Source organism: Rheinheimera sp. UJ51 (genome assembly GCF_020819615.1).
Classification (GTDB): Bacteria; Pseudomonadota; Gammaproteobacteria; order Enterobacterales; family Alteromonadaceae; genus Alishewanella; species Alishewanella maricola.
Map to the genome: position 1 here is coordinate 120,202 of NZ_JAJHOG010000006.1, position 22,114 is coordinate 142,315.

Below are 22,114 nucleotides of genomic sequence, written 5' to 3' on the forward strand. Positions count from 1 at the left end.
TGCGTTAAATTGCTGACTGTTTATGTTTTATCCATCAGGCGTCATCACAGCGTGTTGTCAGTGTTTGTTTGAATTTAATCTAAAGGAACTAGAATGGTTATTGTTAGCAACCTCCAGTTAGGTATCAAGCTCAGCATCATACTCGCGGCACTTATGCTCGGTGCTTGCCAAACCCCAGCGCCTTCAACCTATTCTGATTTACCGCTAACGCCAGGTTTGCTGAATCAGCCGTCGTGGCAGGTGGTCAAGCCGATTGAACCGCTTTATCCGGTCGAAGAAGCCATAGAGGGTACCGAGGGTTGTGCCAGCCTTTCTTATGTGGTGACGCCCACTAATCAATTAACGGATGTGCAGGTGTTGCATGCGTCCTCACATCGATTTGCCCGTGAAGCGCGCAAAGCCATCGCTAAGTGGCAATGGCAACATTTACCGGCAGGGTTGCTCAATGCACCGGTGAAAAGCGCCGTGCGTTTTGAATTTTGTTTAGAAGATAACAGTGGGCACTGCAATGAAGCCTTTTTTGCTGCGCCATCGAAATGCCCAGGCGAGGATGTACTTCCGGTCATTGGTTATCGGATCAAGAATCTCTAAAGAGAATAGCCGTGTTTAGCGTGATGACCGGCAGATTAAGCTTGTAAAAAAAATAGGTAGTGCTAAGGTCAAATCTTGTTATGTCGGGAGTTATCAGGATGTTTTATAGGCGTTTTTTCATTAGCATGGCGTGTTGTTTCGGCTTGGCAGCCTTTCAGGTACAAGCGGACAATGCGCAACAGGTCTTTAGCCAATATCAAGATGCCTTACTGCAGGTGCAGGTCGTTGAAAAACAAACTCAGCACAAAACCTCAATTGGCAGCGGTTTTTATATTGCGCCCGAGTTGGTGATCACCAATTATCATGTGGTTGCAAGCCGCGTTGCCACCCCAGATAGCTATCAATTAATGGCAAAGTTTGGTGATGATGGCTTACAGCCATTAGAGATTTTAGCCCTGGATGTGGTAAACGATTTAGCCTTGTTGAAAGCCCCGGCCAGAGTAGGACATTTTTTTGCGTTAGCCGATGCCTTACCGGAGCAGGGCGCGGAGGTGTTCAGTTTAGGTAATCCGCATGATTTAGGCATGGTAGTGGTGCCGGGTACCTATAACGGCATGAAACAACAAAGCTTTTATCCGCGTTTACATGTCACGGGCTCGATTAATCCGGGTATGAGTGGTGGCCCTAGTGTTAACGAGCTTGGCCAAGTGGTTGGGGTGAATGTGTCAACCGGCGGTAATCAATTAGGCTTTGTGGTGCCGATGGCGCAGGTTAAAGCCCTGGTGAATACACAGCCTGCCGAGGTCCCTGCAGTTGAGCTATTAAAAACACAAATTGGCCAACAGTTATTGGCCAACCAACAACAAATGCTCGAACCCTTATTAAACGCTAACTGGCAAATGAAAGCTTTAGGCCGGGGTTTAGTGCCAGAGAGTATCGCGCCTTATATCACTTGTTGGGCTCGCACTAATCCCCCCCGCGTAGAGCAAGAAATTCGCGCTTCTGCCGCGTTTTGTGGTTTGTCGGAAGATGTGTTTATTAGCCATCAATTCACCACCGGCAAAATTCAAATGCAATTTGAGTGGTTTGATGGCTCGGCGTTAGCCATGACAAAATTCGTGCATCATTACGCGAACAAACTAAAACAAATGCGCCCAGACAATCGCGCTTCGGTGCGTGATGTTGGCGAATATAGCTGCTTAAGTGATATTGTCGGCGACAAGCAAGTTGCAGCTCGCACCATCTATTGTGTGCGTGCCTACAAAGATTACCCCGAGCTATTTGATGTGTTGTTTTTAGCTGGAACCGTGCCTGCTGAGCAACAAGGTTTTGTGAGTCACTTTTCGTTAGCAGGCGTTAGTCAACAAAATGCCGATGCGTTTACCCGTAAGTTTATGGAGACAGTGAAATGGCAGTAATTATTGAGCTGTTAAATAATCAGGGAAAAAGTATTGGGATCCATAAATTTACTCAAAACGCTATCCGGATTGGTCGCAGTTATGATAACGATGTTATCTTACTGGATCCGCACAGCTGCGCTGAGCATGCCATGCTCAGTTGCGATGAGCAGGGGCAGTGGCAGTTGCGCGATCTGGATTCGGCAAATGGCACTTTAAGTAGCTCAGGGCAGCGTATTCAGCAAACCGCGATCCCGCATTCTGGCCAAGAATTTATCTTAGGCAAGCAACGTTTACGGGTGTTTTTTGCGGCGGCCAGTGTCGCGCCAACGCGCATACTCGCTAAAGGCTGGCACAGTTTACAATTATTATCGTCAGTACCCTTGCTGATCTTATTATTGTTGTTGGTTTCTGCGTACTTTTCTTATGAAATGTGGCTGGGTGCCATCGGTGAGGCAGCTGAGAATTGGCATCGACAGTTATTAAGTATTCCGTTTATTTTATTGGCTTTGTTGTTGTGGCCTGCACTGTTAGCGTTATGGGCGCGGCTGCGCTCGCAAGAGTCAAATTTTCGACCGCAGGTGACGCTGATCCTGCTCATTACCGCAAGTTGGTTGCTTTGGTCAGAATTGAGCCGCTGGTTAAGTTTTAACTTTAGTCAGGCCGTGTTGGTCGAGGTGTTGCAGTTAACGCTGCCGGCAGTACTGCTTGTGGTGTTGTTTTGGAATGGCTTTAAACTGGCGGGTATGCAACGTAAAAGTTTACAGCTAGTGTTAACCATTGCCTTAGCGAGTACTTATTGGTTAGTACCCTACATGCAAGCGGCTGGGCCGCAATTAATGCCGCAGTATCAAGCGGAATTATTGTCACAACCTATGCTCATTAGTACGCCCAAAAATCCAGAAATGTTTTTAACCGACAGTGCCAGCTTGTTTGACAAGGCGACACAGTCGGCGAAACAACCTTAAGCGTAGAATTTGTTATTCTGCCGTGGTTGCTATTGCTGGGTTGCGGCGAAATTTATCGCCCAACACCAGCAGAGCGGGGGTCAGAAACAGCGTTAATATCGTGGCAAAGGTTAAACCTCCGGCGATGGCACTCGATAGCTGTGTCCACCACATGGTCGAGGGGGCACCAAAACCTAAACTGGGTTCCAGTAAGTTAACATTCACTGATAGCACCATCGGCATTAAGCCCAGCACCGTGGTAATTGACGTCAATAACACCGGCCTTAGGCGTAAACAGCCTGTTTCTAACGCCGCACTGACCGCAGTATGGCCTTCCGCGCGAAATTGGTTGTAGGTATCAATTAACACAATATTGTTGTTTACCACGATACCGGCCAAACCAATAATTCCCATGCCCACCATCACAATGCCAAAACTTTGGCCATTGATCAGCAAACCCAACAAAACGCCTGCGGTAGACAGTACAATGGCGGATAAAATCAGTAAACTTTGATACCAGCTATTAAATTGCGCCAGCAAAATCATTAGCATAATAAAGATAGCAATCACAAAAGCGCCCAGTAAAAAACTCATGGTTTCTTGTTGATCGGCATCTTCACCGGCGGTTTGAATCATCACCCCGTCGGGAAGCGTAATGTCGGCAGAGCGCAGTGCACTTAAACGTTCTGTTAACTGATAACCTTCTGCTAAATCGCTTTTGATGGTGATGGCACGGTTACTGTCAACGCGTTTAATTACACTGGTTTTGGGGGAGGGCACCACATTGACAAAGTTACTCAGCGGCACCTGACCTGAGGTGGTTGCTACGGTTAACCGTGTTAACTGGCTGAGCGAGCGTTCGTTATGAGGAAAGCGTACCCGAATATCGACTTCATCACTGGCGTATTCAGGACGAAACCGAGCCAGTAATAAGCCATTGCTGACCAATTGAATGGCATTGCCGACGGTTAATACATCCGCACCAAAACGGGCGGCTTCGGCGCGGTTCACTTCTACCCGCCATTCGATACCCGGTAAGTTACGATCATCTTCAATATCGACAAAACCACCGAGTTGCTGCATGTTGGCAATGACCAACGCGGTTGCCGCATCAATTTGCGCTGGATCTTGTGAGGTAATTAATAACTCCACCGGTTTACCCGCAGCAGGGCCTTCTTGCTGTTGGCGAAACTCCAGCATAATGCCGGGGATATCGGCGGTCAGTTGCCGCATATCGTGTAATATGGCTGCCGCAGGGCGGCGTTGATCCCAATCAAAAAATTGAAACTGCAAGGTGCCGACGACATCTGCCGCTAACTCGCCACCCGCACTGGCCATTGAGCGTGCATATAAGGCTTTCACTTCAGGTAAATGCAATAAACGCTGCTCCACTTTTTGCAGCAAAGCATCTTTTTCAAAAATGGACATGTCACCGCGTGCCCGCACCCAGACTTGCGCCGATTCTGGCTCTACGGCAGGAAAAAATTCAGTACCATAGTTAAATTTGGCATACGCAAAATACACCAAAATAATCGCCGATAGTGTAAAAGCCAAGCTGCGACCAGGCCAATGTAGCACCACGCTTAACGCACGACGATAGCCCGCGCTAAAACGGTTTGCCGGTTCAGCAATATCGGGTGCCGGTGGTCGATAACGGCCAAGGCTACCCATCACCGGTAAGAAAATGAGCGCCATCGCCATGGATGCTAGCAAACAGACAATCACGGTCGCCGGTAGGTATTTCATAAATTGCCCGACCATGCCAGGCCAAAATAACAAGGGCACAAACACAGCAAGGGTAGTGCAGGTAGAGGCGATGATAGGCCATGCCATTCTATCGGCGGCATTGAGCCAAGCGGTTTTGCGATCTTGCCCTTCTTTACTGAAACGGTCAGCTAATTCAGATACGACAATCGCGCCATCAACTAACATGCCTGCCACTAAGATTAGCGCGAACAACACGATAATATTCATGGTAAAACCCAGAGCCCAGATCAGCATAATGCCCGCAAAAAAAGCGCCAGGGATAGTGATGCCCACCAATAAGGCACTGCGCAGCCCCATGGTAGCGATAATCAAAATTAACACTAACACCACGGCGGTCAGCACATTGTTAAGCAGATCCGACAGCATTGTTTCAACCTGCACAGATTGATCCATGATGTAGTCTATTTGCAGCCCCTCTGGAAATTGTTTGCTGGCCTCGGTTAATAACGCCTTGGTTTGCTCAATACTGGAGATAATATTGGCGCCACTGCGTTTTTTTACTTCGAGTACCACGGCGGGCTGGCCATTGATGCGGGCAAAGCCTTGTGGATCTTTAAAGCTGCGGTTGACGGTCGCAACATCGCCAAAGGTGATAACCGTATCGCCACTGACTTTGATCGGCATCGCCAGCACATCGGTAAGATCTTCAATGATCCCAGGCACTTTTAATGCCATACGCCCCGCACCGGTATCTAAACTGCCGGCGGCGACTAAGCGGTTATTGTTGCTGACTAACGAGAACAGCTGTTGATAATCCAGGCCATAACTTTGCAATACTTGTGGATCGACGACAATCTCCAGTAAATCTTCCCGATCACCGCCAATGTCGACTTCTAATACTTCCGGAATGGCTTCAATTTGCTCTTTTAATGCACGGGCAATGCGCACCAAAACTTCTTCGGCGATGGGCCCCGATAACCCAACTGACAGCACCGGAAATAACGCCACGTTGATTTCATTGACCGTGGGCTCTTTGGCTTCTGCTGGCAGTTTCGCGCGAGCGGCATCTACTTTCACGCGAACATCCGCCAAGGCTTTATCTGCATCAAAACCCGCATCAAACTCTAGCATCACCGAGGCATGACCTTCGCTGGCGGTGGAGGTCATTTTTTTAATGCCCTCTAACGAGCGTAATTCGTGCTCCATCGGCCGCACCAGTAATCGCTCACCGTCTTCTGGGCTGATGCCATCGAGCGACATCGACACATACATCATCGGAATGGCAACATCGGGGTTGGCTTCTTTTGGGATGACGATATAGGCGGTTAGGCCTGCAGCAAAAATAAACAGCAACAGCATAATGCTGGCTCGACTGCGGTCAATCGCCGCGGCGATTAACGCTCTCATTCGCTGACTCCGCGCTGTACTGTCACGGCTTGGCCGACTGCAACAAAGCCTGCGCCTTGTGTGATCAATTCCACTTGTGCTGGCAGACCTGTGATCCAAGCGCTATTGTTGTCGGTGCTTAATAAACTGATGGGGTAAAACTGCACTATACCGTTTTCTACCGTGTAAAGACCAAGCCGACCTTGTGGGTCAAGTCGTAATAACGCCGGTGAGATCTGATGAGCCTCCACTGCCGACAAGGCAATCACCAAGGTCGCACTGGCACCAGCGAGTGGCTGTAACTGAGGATTCGCCACGGTAGCTTCAATATAATAACTGCGGCTTTGTGCATCAGCGACGGGGCTAATAAAACTGAGGCTGCCGTTAAGCTGTTGGCCGTTCAGTAAATTGACTGCTACGGTTTGACCCAGCGATAACTCTGCTACGCGTTGTTGTGGCACTTGCGCCGTTACGCGTAATTGACTGATATCCACTAATTGAAAAAGTGTATCGCCAACTTGCACTCGGCTACCCGGATCGCTGTAACGACGTGCTAGCACACCATCAAAGGGAGCCGTAGGCTGAGTGTGGGCAACATTTAATTCCGCCTCGGCTAAATTGGCTTCTGCACTGGCTAAGTCACTTTGTAAGCGTGCTAATTCGGTTTTACTCACAAATTGTTGGCGGGTTAATTGTTGAGCGCTTTGCAGTTCACTTTGTCGTAAATGATACAGTGCTTTGGCTTGCTGTAAGCGGGCGGTGCGTCCTTCATCACTTAATTGCAGTAGCTTTGTCCCTTGTTTGACCTTATCGCCTTGCTCGACGTTTAATTGCAGTAGCTGTCCGGCAACTTGGGCTTTTATGTCAATACTGTGCCAAGCCATTATTTGCCCCTGTAACTGCTGCGTTGCAGGGTAGGCTGAGGCATTCGATAACTGTGTTTGCACGGTAAAAGCAGCAGCGGGGGTAGGCGCTGCGGCTTCTGGCGCTTGCTGGGCGGCTTGGCGATGATCCGCAAAGATTAACCAGAGCGCTAAAAGCAGAGTAAGTAAGATAGCTAAGAATAACGGTGACTTAACGCGAGATAACAGCATAAACAGCTCTTTATAACAATATTACCGCTAATTTAATCAGTTTTAAGCTGTTTACACAAAAGGTAAATGTAACAAAACGTAGCAACGAGCAAGTCAAACTCCTCGATATATTTTTCGTTATGAGAAAGACAAAATAACAGACTGACTAATAAGTGATGTTTATACAGGTAAAACAGTAAGTTCTATTTTTACTGAATGAGTTTAGCTGCACACAAACACTTTTAATTGCGGTGATACGTTTTCAAAAAGGCTAGCGGTAAAGCCCTTGTTTTGTTGTTAAATACCGATTGGCTAGGGGATTTTACCTATTGAGCTAGGGGATACACCCGATGTTTAAGATTGATCGCGCAAGGCACAGTAAAGGCTAGGTTGTGCATAAGACACAACAGTTAAAATACCAGGAGAGCCTTATGCTTTATCGTAAACTGACCAATACCTTACTTACCGTGGCGCTGGCAGGTTTTTCATTATCTGCAGCAGCTCAAGCTGTTATCGGTTCACAGCTATCTGAAAAACTGCAAACAGTACCTAGCACCGAACAAATGATGGTGGTAGTGACCTTTGATCAACTCGACCCTTTAAATACGTCGCAATTACAGCGTTTAATCAATTTAGGCGTAACCCAAGCGGTGCAATTTAAGTCGTTGCCGATTATTGGTGTGCTGGTAAACCCAGCGCAGATCAATCAAATTGGCGCGATGAGCGATGTGCGCTCGGTCTTTCTTAACTCGAAGTTAGACTATTTTAATGCCGAGGCACGCGAGTTAACCGGCGTTGATCGTCTGCAATCTCAAGCTTATATCGATCGTAATGGGTTAAGTTACACCGGGAAAGGGGTCACCGTGATGATTCACGATTCCGGTATTGATGCCACCTTGGATGATTTAGCCTATGGCGACAAAGTTGTACAAAATGTGCAAGCGGTCACGCATGCCCAAGCGATTAGTTTAACCGGTGTATCGGGTGTGTTAATTGAGAATCAATTGAATACTGATACCAACTCTGGACATGGTACTCATGTTGCGGGCACGGTGGCAGGCTACGGCAGTCATTCAGATGGCAAGTACAAAGGTGTCGCCGTGGATGCTGATTTAGTCGGTTATGGTTCAGGTGGCGGTATCGCCATTTTAGATGCCTTGGGTGGCTTTGATTACGCGATTACCCGCGTGTTTGATTTTAGAAGCCCGATCCGTGTCATAAGCAACTCATGGGGCAGCAGTGGTAAATATGATCCAAACGGCCCCATTAGTATTGCCTCTTATAAAGCGTACAAATTAGGAATCACCACGGTATTTGCCGCCGGTAACTCAGGCCCAGGTGAAGACACGCATAACCCTTATGCACAAATCCCTTGGGGTATTTCTGTCGGTGCAGGTACAAAAAGCGGTGAGTTGATTGGTTTTTCTTCACGCGGTGAGCGTTTCGAAACCGGCGATTTCACTATGCCAGATGGCAGTGAGTGGACTTATCGTAATGAAGTGACGGTAGTCGCACCGGGTGTCGATATTATTTCTAGCCGCGCTAAAACAAATTTATCTGCGAATGGTGGTGATGCGGATATCGAGGCGATTGAACCAGAGTATTTACCGTTTTATACCATGATCTCGGGTACCTCAATGGCAACACCGCATGTCTCTGGCATTATCGCCTTAATGTTAGAAGCTAACCCCGATCTTCAACCACTGGATATAAAACGTATATTGCAGGAAACGGCGACCAACATGCCTGGCTATGAGCGCTTTGAAGTGGGTACGGGGTATGTCAACGCGCATGCTGCTGTGGCTGCAGCCTTGGGTGAAAAAGAGGGCTATCGTGCTACGGTTAATAATATTAACACTTTCAATGCCAATTCATTAATACGTCCAGCAGATAACGCTGTGCCTTTTAACATCTTGTATTCGCCAGTGGGTGAGCCAGAAGTATTTCCTTTTGAAGTCGGTGCTGATGTCATCAGAATTTCTGCTTCAGCGGCACCGTTAGCCAATACCGTAAAATTAAAACTAACTAGCCCAACCGGTGAAGAATACCTAGGTAGCTTATCTACTCCGGTACTCAGTGATGTCAGCAAAGTCTCTGCGCCCGCTACCCCTGGTACTTGGAAATTATCGGTCTATGGCTTGACTTCCCTGTCTGGTGTCAATCCGGATCCATTAGGTTTAACCAATGGACCAGGTGCGCCTGAGTTTGTCAATGGCAACATTACCTTTTTATTGTCTGATGGCTATACCGGTTTAAATGATATGCAAGGTCATCCAGCTGAAAATGCAGTGCAATATGCGGTGAATGAGCGCTTGATGGATAGTTTTAACACCAAAGTATTTAAACCCGATCACAGCTTAAAGCGTGGCGACTTAGCGCAATATTTAGTGATGGGTGCTTCAGTTCGCCAATATCGGGCACACTTAAATGAGCCCGCTATTGTCACAGCAGATACGATTTCGGCCAGTGTTAAACCTTTTGCTGATGCGGTATTGGCCACCGGTGGTGCGTTAAAAGATCGAGTACAACAGCAAAGCCCGGTATTACCTCTGCAAAATGGTAAATTTAATGCCGGCGCTGCCGTAACACGTGATGTCTTGGCGTATAGCATGGTGCAAGCATTAGGTTTACAACAACAAGCGGCCGCCTTTAGTGGTGAGATCACGGTAGACTATCGCGGACAACGGGTGCCTGTGCTGGATACGCAAGATATTGCGGTAGCTATGCGCGGCCATGTGCAAACTGCGTTGGATCTGAGCTTGATGAATGTGCGTTTTGCAGTACAGCAAGGGCCATTTGATTTAGAACCACGCTTGGTTGCTTATTTTGAACCCGCTCGGGCGGTAAAACGCGGCGAATATGCGGTTTCAGCAGGCGCCTTAACGGATTATTATCTAAACTAAGCGAACAGCGTGATGATAAAGGCAACTTCGGTTGCCTTTTTTTATCGATAAATACAGTGTGGGCGCTGTAATTATCGACCTAGGGGAAATCCCCTATTCATTTCTTCGTGTTAATACTGCAGTATGCATAGTAAGCTTTACTCGAACTGACAGTTTGCACTGTAATCGCCTATTAACGGAGTCATTATGTTAAGAACAATTCTGCTAGGATCTTTAATGTTGTTAAGCAGCATGTCGTTGTTTGCCAGCACGTACCCCGTTCATATCAGTGGCAATACGGCGGAAACCACCATTACGTTGCCTGGTGGTTATGAAGTGGATGTGGCATTAACCTTTGAAAATGTGATGGGGTTAACCGCACAAAACATCAATATTAGCGCCTATGTGGCTAATCCGTTGTCTGCCGATATCAGCAGTCGTCTTGCCAGCCAGTTAATTTCTCTGCAAGCGGCTTACCCTGTGGTGATAAGAATTGAGCCGCTGGCCAACAGTGGTTTTAGTTTCTCTGGGCCATTGGTCATTGATTTGCACACGCACAATTTGCAATACAGTTTAAATACACCATTACGACTTTATAAATCTCACGACGGTGCGGCTTTTGAAGATATTACCGTGGCCACCGGAGCGGGTAGTATTCGTACAAGGGGGCAGGTCGGTAACTTATCTGACTTTATAATCGTGGCTGATGTACGTCCGGTTGCCCAAGTTATTAATCAAAAAGCGTTAAAATTGGAGCAACAACTCAACAATTTTGCTAGTCAGATTGCACCCGAATTGTTAACGGCTTTACAGCAAAGCGTCAGTATTATTCGAAGTGAATGCGGTGCTGTGCGCTATCCGCAAGCACTTAGTGAAATCAAAAAACTGCAAAAACTGATCAGTAACGCTAATGCCGCGCAAATACCCAATGTTTGGCGCTCAGCCCGCGATATTGATAATGTATCGGGCATGCTTACTGCGTCAGCAGAAACTTTGGCCTATTCGCTACGTTTAGCGATTTAGAGCAAATTATGAATGCGCAACTGACCGTCATCAGCGCGAAACGCGCAGCCGACCAGTTTCTGTTGGCAGATAAAGCCACTTTTTATCTGGGCCGTGCGCCAGAGAACGACATTGTGATCCAAGAACCGTCGGTTTCTCGCCAGCATGCCAAGCTCGTCTACAGTGAAGCATTTTGGTTGATGTCTGATCTAAACAGTATGAACGGTTTGCGCAGTCAGGGGATTCAGCAGCAATGTTGTTTATTGGAAGATGGCAGCATTGTTGTGGTAGGTAATGTGCCTGTGCTATTTAACGCTATCGAGCCATCAGCGCTGCTACGCCAGCAGCAATATGATGATTGGCGTGTGCAGCAAGCCGCTCAACTTAATGCACAAGCGCTTAGTAACAGTAAAGCCGATCTGCAACATCTGTTGTCTGAGGCGTTAAAACTCTGCCAAATGCAGCGCGCGGCATTGTTACTCGGTTCGGATTTAACCTCACTGAAATTGCATTGCAGTTTGGGAGTTAGCAAGGAAGCGCAAGATCAAGCCAGTTTCTTTGGTAGTGTCGGGGCATTACAAAGCGTACTCAATAGTCAGCAACCGTTGGTAGCAAATGATATTTCGCAACACCAAGCGTTGTCGCAACGTGCCAGTATTAAATTAAAGCAACTTTCTGCCACAGCATGCTTACCCTTACTGTGTCAGGGCAAGCTGTTTGGGCTGTTTTATGTTGACAGCCAACAGCCAAGTAAATACCTGTCAGCACTCGACTTTGAGTTGCTGCAAACGCTGGTTAATAACCTGACATTGACCTTATTTAGCCAACAGTTAGATGAAGAATTACAAAAATTCTCGGTAAATAACCGGCAATTCAGTTAAAAAACCATTAGTATTGATCATAGAGCCCAATGTATTACTGAGGCATGCTGTTGTTAAGTACTGATGATCACACCCAAGAGTTACCTGCTTTTACCGGACAAGCCGCCGGCGATGTCTTGGCCAAGCGCTTTCGTTTAGTAAAATTACTGGGCAATGGCAATAATGGCAGCGTGTTTCTAGCCGAAGATTTGCATCTGCATTGCAATGTCGCGTTAAAAATCCTGCATAACAGCCTACTAGACTCCACCGTGACTACGGACAAAGTCCGTCAAGAAATCTTGTTAGCCCGGGGTATCTCGCACCCTAATGTGATCCGCGTCCATGATTTTTATTTAGCAGCAGACTGTGCTTTTTATACGATGGACTACATTAGCGGTATTTCTTTAGCACAATACCGCTTACCGCAAGATAAACATCAAGAAGCGGTAGCCGAACACATTGGTGCGCAATTAATTGATGCCGTAGAAGCTATTCACCGGCAAGGCATAGTGCACTGTGACATTACCCCACAAAATGTTTTACTTGATGGCGATAATCGCCTGTACCTTCTTGATTTAGGCTTAGCGTCAGCATTAAGTGAAGTGTCACACCAAAGTTGCACCCCGCTCTATAGCGCCCCTGAGGTGTTACAAAGCGCCCAACACAGCCCTCAGAGTGATTATTATGCTGTTGCCGTTACACTTTATCAGTTGCTCACTGCAGATTTGCCTTTTAATCAAGCTGATATGGGCCAGCAACTCGCGGCCAAATTACAAAGTAATCCGCCACTGGATAAAATCAGCAAAGACTTTCCGCGCTGGCGCAGTTTCTTTTTACAAAATTTAGCTGCGCACCCGCAACAACGCAGTCAAACAGGTCAGCAGCTAAAACAGCTGTGGTTAACACAAACGGCGGCTAACAAAACAAAAAGACGGGGTAATATTGCTAGTCTATTGTTGTTGGCTGCGGTCATCGCTGTTGTGTTTTTTATGCTGTCACCGCGTAAGGAAGCCCCTAATGCAACGCAAGACGAGCAAGCCTTAACGCTGCCTATCGCGTTGGCGGTGTTACCTTTTGCTGTTCAAGCCGATAATCCACAACAAACTGCGGTGCAAGGCTTAGTGCAGCAAGTTATCTTTGAACAATTAAGATCGAAAAATATCCGCTTGATCCCGCCGCAGCGGGTGCAAACCACCTTACAGCATTTGGGGTTTGTTACTCCGCTAAATGATAAGCAACTGCAAGATTTAGCCAGCTTGCTCGGTGTGGATGTTATTTTAACCAATCAAATTACCGTGTTAGACAGTAAAGTGGAGTTAGCCGCAACCTTAACTGATATGCGGCAACCGCTATTACCGCAGCTGTGGTCTGATCGGCAAAGCATCGTTTTAGACTCGGTATCAGCAGGTGTGCTTAAGCAAATGAATGCCATGCTTATGGTGTTAAACACCAAAAGTGATCCGGCTATTGCTGAAGTGCAGCCTTTACCCGATGCTGCCCAGCAGTTATACAACCAACTAATGCTAGCGCAAGCGAATAACAACACACAGCAGCTACAGAGTTTATTGCAGCAGTTTCAGCAACGTTTTCCGCAGCTGGCTATTGGCTATTTATTGGCAGCAGAATGGCATGAACAACAGCAAAATTGGCTGCAAGCAGAAAATCTGTATGCCCAAGCCGTGCAGCAATCGACACCTCACAGTTATGAGCATTTATTATCGAATGCCCGCTTAGCTGCGTTACAAGAGCAGTACTCGTTAGCAGATGATAACTACCAGCTTTTGCTCCAAGCAAAACCATTTGATACGGCGTTGACGATGGAGTACGCCAACTTCTTATCGCTGCAAAACCGCTATCAAGATGCCAGCGCACAATTACAGCTTTTGGCGACAGTAGATAAAACCAACCCAGAAATATTTTTGCAGCTAGGCAAGTTGGCCATTCGCACGGGCGATATTAGCCGGGCGGTTGACGAGTATTTATTGCAAGCGCAAGTGTTGTTTACCCGGTTAAAAAATAAAGCGGGCCTTGCTGATGCCTTAAATGCGGTTGGTGTAGCGATGCAACGGCAGGGTAAATTTGCGGAGGCGATACCTAATTATCAGAATGCATTTGTATTATTTCAAGAAGTCGAAGATGTATCTGGTATGGCTAAAACTTTGTCTAACTTGGGATTTGTGCAGTTTGTAACTGGCGACGTTCTGCAAGCGCGAACTACCCTGCAGAAAGCTATCGAAAATTATAAGCTCATTAAAGATCTGGCTGCTTTAGCTATTACAATAGACTACTTGGGTATTTTGGAAGAGGAGCAAGGCGAATACCTAATTGCGCAACGCTATTTTAATGATGCTTTTAACATTAGAAGCCAAATTGGTGACAATTGGAACTTGACGGAGAGTTTAATAAATTTAGGTTATATTTACTTTGTGTTATCGGAGTTTGACCAATCGCAAGTCTATTTAAAACAAGCCGAACAAAATGCGGTTGCCAACAATGATGCGCTCAGTTTAATTAAAGTACGGCAAAGCTTAGCCCAGCTAAAAATTCAGCAAGGGGAGTGGGGCCAAGCATTTCGGTTATTTAAATCGACCAGTGAAGATGCTGAAGCCTTAGATCTGACTGAAGATAAGTTAATAGCTGAAGCTTTTTTAGCTAAGTTAGCGGCGTTGCATGGTAATTTTATGCAAGCAGAAACACAGTTACTTGTGTTTATTGAGCAAGCGCAGGCAGAGCAAGACCCCAGAGCGGTGCTTGAATTTAGACTATGGTTAACCGAGCTTTATCAAAATAGTGCGCAGTACGACAAGGCAGAGACACAGCTAACCCTGCTGCGTGACAGCATGTCCGTTTCATCGAATAATGAACAAAAACAAAGCCTAAGTTTATTGACCGTTAATCAACTGATTGGTACCGGGCAAATCCAACGAGCCGAGCTGCATGTCAAACGCCTACAGGACACATTGCAAGCACAACCACTACCGCGATTAGAGCTAAAAGCCTTTATTGCCCAGCAACATATTCAATTTATGCAAGGACAACCACTGAATAGTTTACCGGTCGCTTATGAAACCTTTATGCGCCATCATGTACCTGAGCGCTTACTGTGGCTTGAGTTGCAGGCATTAGCTGCGGCGAAACAGGGCCAAACAGAAGTGGTAGGGCAATTACTGAATCAAGCCTTACCCTTATTGCGCCGAGCTACCAGTTATTGGCGCAGTTTTGCCTTTGAATATTTACAGCAACGCTTTAAACAGCCCGATCGGGCTGATCACACCTTTAATTTAGCGGATACGGCAGAATTTGAACGATTACTGCAACAAACGCCGGAGCCTTATCGACAGGCTATTCAAACACGAGAAAAGGCGATGATGTCAGGTTATGTCAAATAACAACGAGCAACAGATCCAACAGCAGTTAACTCGGCTGCACTTTCAACAAAAGCAACTGCAAACACAGTTAGCTGAAAATAATAGCCGTATGCAGCATATTTTGCGGCGGGTTTGGCAATTAAATGACACCACGCAAAAACGCATTGCCAATGATTTACACGATGGTGTTGGTCAAGTACTCACTGCATTGGTCAACGAGTTAACCGCTATTGATAATTCAGACCCGCAACTACAACGCGCTTTAGCATTAGCGGAGTTGGCGTTAAAAGATACCCGGCATATATCACGATTGTTACGCCCGCCGGTGCTGGATGATCTGGGGTTACACGCGGCATTAAGCTGGTTAGTTCGACAAATTACAGAGAGTTGTCCTACGCTCAACATCAGCTTAGTTATTGCGGCGGATTTGCAGTTAGCTGATGAGTTACAAATTATGGTGTTCCGAATATGTCAGGAAGCCCTGAACAATGTCGTGAAATACGCACAGGCAACACAAGCTCAGGTCGCCATTAAACAAGATCGTGAAGGGCTTAAACTGATCATCACTGATAATGGTATTGGTTTTGAACTAGACGAACAGACGCAAAAAGGCGTCGGATTATGCAGTATGCAAGATCGTGCCGCGTCTTTTGGTGGTCGCTGTTTAATTGAAGCGGCTGCCGCTCAAGGTTGCAAAATTAGTATTATGATCCCCCATGAACAAACACCGAGAGAGCGAGGTCAAAATGATTAGTGTGGTAGTTGCTGACGATCACGATATCGTGCGCCAAGGCTTAGTCAGTATTATTGATCAGGCTGATGATTGTAAGGTGGTGGGACAAGCCGTGGATGGTGTTGAAGCACTGGCGTTGTTAGAGCAGCTGTCACCCGATGTGTTAGTGGTCGATATTAGTATGCCTAGGGTGAATGGCTTGGAAGTCGTACGACAAGCGAATCAGCGCTTTAAGCAATGTCAGGTGTTAGTGCTAACCATGCATGAAGAAGAAGAGTACGTGATCCACATGGTGCGTGCTGGCGCCAGTGGTTATTTAGTGAAATCGAGTGCCGGCCAGCATTTACTCAGTGCGGTGCGGCATTTGGCGGTGGGTAAAACCTATTATTGCCAGTTTGCCTCACAGGCGTTAGCAGAGCAGTATCGCAACCCGAATGAGAACCTGGATGACCCGTATAAAAATTTGACTGAGCGCGAGCGCGAGGTGTTTCACTTGGTTATTTCTGGCGCTTCAACTAAGGATATCGCTAGGCTGCTGGACATTAGTGTAAAAACGGCAGAAAACCATCGCGGTAAAGTGTTAGAAAAATTAAATATGCATAACTCTATTGAGTTGGTGCGTTACGCTGCTAAAAAAGGCTTATTGGATTAAAAATACACTTACTAGGTAGAAAAGCTACTGCTGCTAGGGGGAAGCCCCTATGGGATAGTCAAATAGAGTATGTGACTCTGGAATAGAACTTCCTAGTCGTCCGAGGCACATATGAAAACTAAAACTAAATTAACCTTATTATCTCTCTCTTTGGCTATGGGGCTGTCTGCCTCTAGCCTTCACGCTAAAACATTAGATCCTGCACTGGTCAGCATTATGCAACAAGCGCCCGCCGGTAGCTTACATCAAGTGATCATTACGTTTGATCAACAAGGCGCACCGCATAACAGCCAACTGAATATGTTGTCTTCAATGGGTATCAGTGGCGTTAGCTTACATAATTTACCTATCGTCGGCGCTGTGGCTACTGCAGAGCAAATTCAGCAAATTTATGCCCGTAATGATGTGTTGTCGGTATGGCACAACGCGCCTATGAGCTTAGAAAATAATGAATCAACCGCCATTACCGGTGTACAACAATTACGCGCGGATCAAAGCCTACGCAGCAGCGGTATGCCGTTTTCCGGTCGCGGCATCGGCGTGGTGGTGAATGATTCCGGCGTTGATGGTTCTCATCCTGATATTCGCTTTCCTAACCACACCGTGCAAAACGTGCTAGCACAAACTAATTTAAATAGCTTCTCGGGCATTCTGCCGATCACTTATCAAGAAAATGTTGAAAACACCGATATTGCAGGTGGGCACGGTTCGCATGTTGCTGGGATCATTGGTGCGAATGGCGCGCAGTCTTCTGGCAAGTATGCCGGTGTGGCGCCCGGTGCCAAAATTATTGGTTATGGCTCAGGCGCAGGCTTATTTATCCTGGATACCTTGGGCGGTTTTGACTACGCCTTAACGCACCAGTATGACTACAACATTCGGGTAATCTCCAACTCGTTTGGTAATACTGGTGATGTCGGTACCCCTTTTAATCCTGATGATCCTACCAACGTTGCGACTAAAGCATTAAGTGATAATGGCGTGATTGTGGTGTTTTCTGCGGGTAACTCAGGCTCTGGCGAGTCAACTATTACCGGTAATTTCAAAAAAGCGCCTTGGGTCGTCACAGTCGCCGCTGGCGACAAAAGTGGTGCTTTAGCCAGTTTTAGTTCACGTGGTACCAAGGGTAATGGCGGGCAGGTTGAAGTCGGTGGCGAAATGTTTAATTGGGTTGATGAGCCGACAATTACTGCACCCGGTGTCGATGTTGTATCGGTGCGCGCCTCGTTATCGAGTTTAAGTGCGTTAAGCCTAACCGATGACAGTGAAATTATTGAACCGCAACACTTACCGTACTACACGCTGAGCAGTGGCACCTCAATGTCTGCACCGCATATCTCAGGCGTAGTGGCCTTAATGCTGGAAGCGAATCCTAATTTAAACTGGCGAGATGTAAAACGTATTCTACGGGATACCGCAACCAATATGTCAGGGCGTGAGTCATGGGAAGTGGGTGCCGGTTATGTCAATGCACATGCTGCAGTGCAAGCAGCACGGGCGATGGATAATCGTTTTGGTGATACGGTAAAGCAAAACCGGCAGTTTAATGCCAAAGCATTAACGTCGATTGCTGCCAGCTTTACGCAACCGGTAAATTTCAATCCTGTTGGTGAACTTGAGGTTGAAACTTTTGAAGTGGATAGCAGCATTTCGCTGGTCAGTGTTAAAGCACGTGTCAGTGACAATACTGTTGCGCTGGTACTTGAAGATCCCAATGGTAAACGTTATGGCTCAGGTGTGGCGCTACCAGTATTAGGTGAAAATATTGGTTTATCGGCCGCAGGTGTGGCGGGTACTTGGAAAATTTATGTGCGTGGCGTCGGTGGTTTAAGTGGCGTAGCGTTAGATCCACTGGGTGTGACTAATGGTTTTGGTATACCTGACACCATTAATGCGCAAATAAAATTGGTGCGTACCGATGGCTACGTGGGGCTCGGTGATGTGATTGGCCATCCTGCACAAGGCTTTATTGAGTATGCAGTAGCAGAGCAGTTGATGGACGGTTTTAGCTATGGCTTTGATCCTGATAGCAAAATCACTAAAGCCCAATTAGCTGATACGATGGTATTAGCGGGTGCGGTGCGCCAGAGCAATAAGGGCGATCAGTTAAATTACACTGATACTAACGGTGATACGGCGGCGGCTGCCAATGCGGTAACCATGAAAGGAGCTGCCTTAAAAGACTTAGGCTTCGCACAACAGCCAGTGGTTAAGCCGGTATCAAGCAGCAAGTTTGGCGTAAATAACAAAGTGACGCGTGCTGAACTGGCCTATTCGTTGGTGCAAACCTTGGCGAAACAAGCCGATGCCGCGAACTTTAACCCTGCCTCAAACTTGAAAGTATTCGCCTTTAATCAATGGATTGATGTGGCTGACAGTGCTTTGATTAGCCCTGAGTTAAAGGGTTATGTCCAAAAAGCCTTAGATCTCGGCTTAATGCATGTGCAGTTTAGCCTGACTCAAGGACCTTTTGATGCAGAGCCGGTGATCAAAGCGCACTTCTCGCCAAATGAAACGTCGAGCCGTGCTGCACTGGCCATGTCATTAACCACCTTGCATCAGCTGATGGCACAATAAATAATCCCAACCTTACCGTGTTTGGTGAACCACAACAGCGTGCCTGCTGTTGTGGTTTTTTCTTTTATGATTTTTCGAGTGTTTCCGCAGCAATTTGACGCAGTGAAGCGGCTAATTGCTGTGGCTCTTGTGCGCCAGAAATCAGGTATTTGTTATTAATGATAAAGGCCGGCACCGAGGAAATACCGGCTTGTTGGTACTTAGCAATATCAGCAGATACGATATCGGCGAAGTCATTACTGGCTAAGATCTGTTCTGCTTGCGTTTGATCTAAACCGGCATTTTTCGCGCATTCTGCCAGCACTGATCTATCAGCCACATTGGCTGCTTCACCAAAATAGGCATCAAACAGTGCCAGCTTCATGGCGGTGGCTTTTTGTTGTGTGTCGGCCCATTTGACCAAGCGATGCGCATCAAAGGTATTACAGGTTTTGCGCTGCTGTAACTGACTAAAATTGATGCCGAGGCCGCTGGCGATCTGCATCATATTGGCTTGCGCTTGGCGCATTTCTTCTTCACTTTTACCGTATTTACGGCTAAGTGCCGGTAAAATTGCTTCTTGTGGCGCGTTTTTATCCGGATTTAATTCAAAGGCGTGCCACTCTAAGGTGACGGCTAATTCCGGTGCCAGTGTTAATGCCTGCTCTAAGCGGGCATAGCCGATAGCGCACCATGGGCAGGCAATATCAGAAACTAAATCGATTTTTAACGGCGTCATGCAGCTAGATCCTTGTGATGTTAAAAGCCAGTGAAACAATGTGTATAACAGAACGATGAGGGCGACAGGCGCGCGTTTCAACTCAGCTTTGATGCTAAATAGTCCACGAGGACCCGCACTTTAGCGGATAAATGCCGATTTTGTGGATAGATAGCCCAAATACCCTCATCCGGTTGCCGCAGTTCACTAAGAACCGCCACCAACTCGCCTTGCTGCAAATTGTCACTGACATAGTAGTCAGGTAATTGCACTAAACCCAGCCCTTTGAGGGCGGCATCGCGCAGTGCCACGCCACTATTGCAAACAATACGGCCTTGTGGCTTAAACTGAACGATTTTTCCTTGCTGCATAAAGCGCCAATTCGCTACGGTGCCGGTGAGGCATTGATGCTGCGCCAAGGCTGTTAGGCTAGTGGGTGTGCCATGCTGAGCTAAATAGGCCGGCGCTGCCACCACATATTGTGTGCGGCTGGCCAGTTTGCGGGCAATCAAACTCGAACTTTCTAAGGTACCAAGTCGAATAGCCAGATCATAGCCGCCTTGCACCAAATCCAGTTTGTTGTTGCTAAGCTGCAAATCTAATTCAGTGTCGGGGTAGCGCAGCATAAAATCATGTAGCAGTGGGGCAATTCGGGTTTCACCATAAAAAACCGGTGCGGTCAGTTTAATTTGGCCGCGAGGCGTCGCTTTGAGGTTGGCCAGTGTGCGGTTTGCTTCATCTAAACTGGCCACCAAATGCCGACAATGCTGTAAATACAATAAGCCTTCTTCAGTCAGACTGACACTGCGGGTACTGCGATACAGCAGTTTAATGGCAAGACTCGCCTCTAATTCAGCAATGTTACGACTGACTTGTGCGACCGAAATGCCTAACTGTTTAGCGGCCTTGGTAAAACTGTGTTGCTCAGCCACGGCCACAAACTCACTAATGCCGATCCATTGTTTCATTAAAATGCCATTGTTATTGTTATTCGCCAGAACGCTTGTCACTTTTTGCGTCAATCGCCTTGATCATAGTACAAAGCGCTACATTTTTGCAAAAATGAAAAACTGATTTGCATTTTAATGCTATTCAACCTGATATGGAAAAAATCAAAATCAGGTTACACTTAACCCCATAGTAAAATCTTCCTGTGTAACTTTTTAAAAGGATCAACAGATGAACATGATTAAAACACGTGCCGCCGTCGCTTGGGGCCCAGGTCAACCGTTAACCATTGAAGAAGTCGATTTAATGCCGCCACAAAAAGGCGAAGTGTTAGTGCGTATCGTGGCTACCGGCGTGTGCCATACCGATGCCTTTACCTTGTCTGGTGAAGATCCAGAAGGCATTTTTCCGGCTATTTTAGGGCACGAGGGCGGTGGTATTGTCGAGGCCGTCGGAGAAGGAGTCACTTCAGTGGCAGTAGGCGATCATGTGATCCCACTGTACACCCCAGAGTGTGGTAAATGTAAATTCTGTTTGTCGGGCAAAACTAACCTGTGCCAAGCCATTCGTGCCACTCAAGGCAAAGGCTTGATGCCTGATGGCACCACCCGTTTTTCAAAAGACGGTAAGCCAATTTATCACTATATGGGCACTTCCACCTTTTCTGAGTACACGGTATTACCAGAAATTTCACTGGCTAAAATTAATAAAGAAGCCCCGCTGGAAAAAGTCTGCTTACTCGGCTGTGGTGTCACTACCGGCATGGGTGCAGTAATGAATACCGCCAAAGTAAAAGAAGGCGATACCGTCGCAGTGTTTGGTTTAGGCGGTATCGGCTTATCGGCGATCATTGGTGCTGTTATGGCCAAAGCCAGCCGCATTATTGCCATTGATATTAATGAAGATAAATTTGCGATCGCCAAACAACTGGGCGCGACTGATGTGATTAACCCGAAGCATTTCGACAAACCGATCCAAGAGGTGATTGTTGAGATGACCGATGGTGGCGTGGATTTCTCGTTTGAATGTATTGGTAACGTCAACGTGATGCGCTCCGCTTTAGAATGTTGTCATAAAGGCTGGGGCGAATCGGTGATTATTGGTGTGGCGGGTGCCGGACAAGAGATCTCAACCCGGCCATTCCAGTTGGTTACTGGCCGCGTATGGCGCGGTACGGCCTTTGGTGGCGTAAAAGGTCGCAGCGAATTACCGGATTATGTCGAGCGTTATTTAAACGGTGAGTTTGAACTTGATACCTTTATTACGCATACCATGCCGTTAGAGGACATCAACAAAGCCTTTGATTTAATGCATGAAGGCAAGTCGATCCGCACCGTAATTCACTTCTAAAGCT

General features: G+C 46.9%; 15 protein-coding genes. 11 read left to right on the plus strand and 4 right to left on the minus strand.

Translation table 11 applies throughout. From position 1 onward, the window contains the following. Positions 1-93: 93 nt before the first annotated feature. The 3 genes from LMJ53_RS09845 (at position 94) to LMJ53_RS09855 (ending at position 2,896) form a co-directional block, all read left to right on the plus strand. Positions 94-591 (plus strand): energy transducer TonB, encoded by a 498-nt coding sequence (locus LMJ53_RS09845; RefSeq protein ID WP_229585893.1) that lies wholly within the window; start codon positions 94-96, stop codon positions 589-591. Positions 592-689: 98 nt separating this feature from the next. After that, positions 690-1,949 (plus strand): S1C family serine protease, encoded by a 1,260-nt coding sequence (locus LMJ53_RS09850; protein WP_229585894.1) that lies wholly within the window; start codon positions 690-692, stop codon positions 1,947-1,949. Next, complete coding sequence (locus tag LMJ53_RS09855) at positions 1,940-2,896, plus strand: FHA domain-containing protein (protein ID WP_229585895.1); 957 nt, start codon at positions 1,940-1,942, stop codon at positions 2,894-2,896. Before LMJ53_RS09850 ends, LMJ53_RS09855 begins: the two co-directional genes overlap by 10 nt. A gap of 12 nt (positions 2,897-2,908) precedes the next feature. Here the strand turns inward: LMJ53_RS09855 and LMJ53_RS09860 are convergent, their stop codons facing one another. Both LMJ53_RS09860 and LMJ53_RS09865 read right to left on the minus strand, forming a co-directional pair. Further along, a complete protein-coding gene (locus LMJ53_RS09860) occupies positions 2,909-5,989 on the minus strand; it encodes an efflux RND transporter permease subunit (protein WP_229585896.1) in 3,081 nt (1,026 codons plus the stop codon). After that, entirely contained in the window at positions 5,986-7,062 is a 1,077-nt protein-coding gene (locus LMJ53_RS09865) for an efflux RND transporter periplasmic adaptor subunit (RefSeq protein ID WP_229585897.1), read from the minus strand. Before LMJ53_RS09865 ends, LMJ53_RS09860 begins: the two co-directional genes overlap by 4 nt. A gap of 410 nt (positions 7,063-7,472) precedes the next feature. Between LMJ53_RS09865 and LMJ53_RS09870 the strand changes: the two genes are divergently transcribed. The 7 genes from LMJ53_RS09870 (at position 7,473) to LMJ53_RS09900 (ending at position 19,115) form a co-directional block, all read left to right on the plus strand. Beyond that, positions 7,473-9,944: a S8 family peptidase gene (locus LMJ53_RS09870; RefSeq protein WP_229585898.1), complete on the plus strand. Its 2,472-nt coding sequence runs from the start codon at positions 7,473-7,475 to the stop codon at positions 9,942-9,944. A 186-nt stretch (positions 9,945-10,130) separates the two neighbouring features. Then, positions 10,131-10,946, plus strand: coding sequence for a DUF6689 family protein (locus LMJ53_RS09875; protein ID WP_229585899.1), 816 nt, complete (start codon positions 10,131-10,133; stop codon positions 10,944-10,946). An 8-nt stretch (positions 10,947-10,954) separates the two neighbouring features. Further along, positions 10,955-11,806: a GAF domain-containing protein gene (locus LMJ53_RS09880; protein ID WP_229585900.1), complete on the plus strand. Its 852-nt coding sequence runs from the start codon at positions 10,955-10,957 to the stop codon at positions 11,804-11,806. Positions 11,807-11,856: 50 nt separating this feature from the next. Continuing rightward, the gene (locus LMJ53_RS09885; RefSeq protein ID WP_229585901.1) at positions 11,857-15,174 is read left to right on the plus strand and encodes a protein kinase domain-containing protein; all 3,318 of its coding nucleotides are present in this window, start codon (positions 11,857-11,859) and stop codon (positions 15,172-15,174) included. Further along, entirely contained in the window at positions 15,164-15,907 is a 744-nt protein-coding gene (locus LMJ53_RS09890) for a sensor histidine kinase (RefSeq protein WP_229585902.1), read from the plus strand. The genes LMJ53_RS09885 and LMJ53_RS09890 overlap by 11 nt, the downstream gene beginning before the upstream one ends. Further along, positions 15,900-16,538, plus strand: coding sequence for a response regulator (locus tag LMJ53_RS09895; protein WP_229585903.1), 639 nt, complete (start codon positions 15,900-15,902; stop codon positions 16,536-16,538). The genes LMJ53_RS09890 and LMJ53_RS09895 overlap by 8 nt, the downstream gene beginning before the upstream one ends. Positions 16,539-16,649: 111 nt before the next feature. Next, on the plus strand, positions 16,650-19,115 hold the full coding sequence (locus tag LMJ53_RS09900) for a S8 family serine peptidase (protein ID WP_229585904.1): 2,466 nt from the start codon (positions 16,650-16,652) through the stop codon (positions 19,113-19,115). Positions 19,116-19,179: 64 nt separating this feature from the next. Here LMJ53_RS09900 and LMJ53_RS09905 read toward each other — a convergent pair whose 3' ends face one another. Continuing rightward, the gene (locus tag LMJ53_RS09905) at positions 19,180-19,833 is read right to left on the minus strand and encodes a DsbA family oxidoreductase (RefSeq protein WP_229585905.1); all 654 of its coding nucleotides are present in this window, start codon (positions 19,831-19,833) and stop codon (positions 19,180-19,182) included. A gap of 77 nt (positions 19,834-19,910) precedes the next feature. Then, on the minus strand, positions 19,911-20,780 hold the full coding sequence (locus LMJ53_RS09910; RefSeq protein WP_229585906.1) for a LysR family transcriptional regulator: 870 nt from the start codon (positions 20,778-20,780) through the stop codon (positions 19,911-19,913). A gap of 217 nt (positions 20,781-20,997) precedes the next feature. Between LMJ53_RS09910 and LMJ53_RS09915 the strand changes: the two genes are divergently transcribed. Continuing rightward, the gene (locus LMJ53_RS09915; protein ID WP_229585986.1) at positions 20,998-22,110 is read left to right on the plus strand and encodes an S-(hydroxymethyl)glutathione dehydrogenase/class III alcohol dehydrogenase; all 1,113 of its coding nucleotides are present in this window, start codon (positions 20,998-21,000) and stop codon (positions 22,108-22,110) included. The last annotated feature ends 4 nt before the right edge of the window (positions 22,111-22,114 follow it).

Excerpts from the sequence above, each read along its gene's own strand:
- LMJ53_RS09845 (WP_229585893.1), top strand. The coding sequence starts at position 94 with ATGGTTATTGTTAGCAACCTCCAGTTAGGTATCAAGCTCAGCATCATA.
- LMJ53_RS09850 (WP_229585894.1), top strand. The coding sequence starts at position 690 with ATGTTTTATAGGCGTTTTTTCATTAGCATGGCGTGTTGTTTCGGCTTG.
- LMJ53_RS09855 (WP_229585895.1), top strand. The coding sequence starts at position 1,940 with ATGGCAGTAATTATTGAGCTGTTAAATAATCAGGGAAAAAGTATTGGG.
- LMJ53_RS09860 (WP_229585896.1), bottom strand. The coding sequence starts at position 5,989 with ATGAGAGCGTTAATCGCCGCGGCGATTGACCGCAGTCGAGCCAGCATT.
- LMJ53_RS09865 (WP_229585897.1), bottom strand. The coding sequence starts at position 7,062 with ATGCTGTTATCTCGCGTTAAGTCACCGTTATTCTTAGCTATCTTACTT.
- LMJ53_RS09870 (WP_229585898.1), top strand. The coding sequence starts at position 7,473 with ATGCTTTATCGTAAACTGACCAATACCTTACTTACCGTGGCGCTGGCA.
- LMJ53_RS09875 (WP_229585899.1), top strand. The coding sequence starts at position 10,131 with ATGTTAAGAACAATTCTGCTAGGATCTTTAATGTTGTTAAGCAGCATG.
- LMJ53_RS09880 (WP_229585900.1), top strand. The coding sequence starts at position 10,955 with ATGAATGCGCAACTGACCGTCATCAGCGCGAAACGCGCAGCCGACCAG.
- LMJ53_RS09890 (WP_229585902.1), top strand. The coding sequence starts at position 15,164 with ATGTCAAATAACAACGAGCAACAGATCCAACAGCAGTTAACTCGGCTG.
- LMJ53_RS09895 (WP_229585903.1), top strand. The coding sequence starts at position 15,900 with ATGATTAGTGTGGTAGTTGCTGACGATCACGATATCGTGCGCCAAGGC.
- LMJ53_RS09900 (WP_229585904.1), top strand. The coding sequence starts at position 16,650 with ATGAAAACTAAAACTAAATTAACCTTATTATCTCTCTCTTTGGCTATG.
- LMJ53_RS09905 (WP_229585905.1), bottom strand. The coding sequence starts at position 19,833 with ATGACGCCGTTAAAAATCGATTTAGTTTCTGATATTGCCTGCCCATGG.
- LMJ53_RS09910 (WP_229585906.1), bottom strand. The coding sequence starts at position 20,780 with ATGAAACAATGGATCGGCATTAGTGAGTTTGTGGCCGTGGCTGAGCAA.
- LMJ53_RS09915 (WP_229585986.1), top strand. The coding sequence starts at position 20,998 with ATGATTAAAACACGTGCCGCCGTCGCTTGGGGCCCAGGTCAACCGTTA.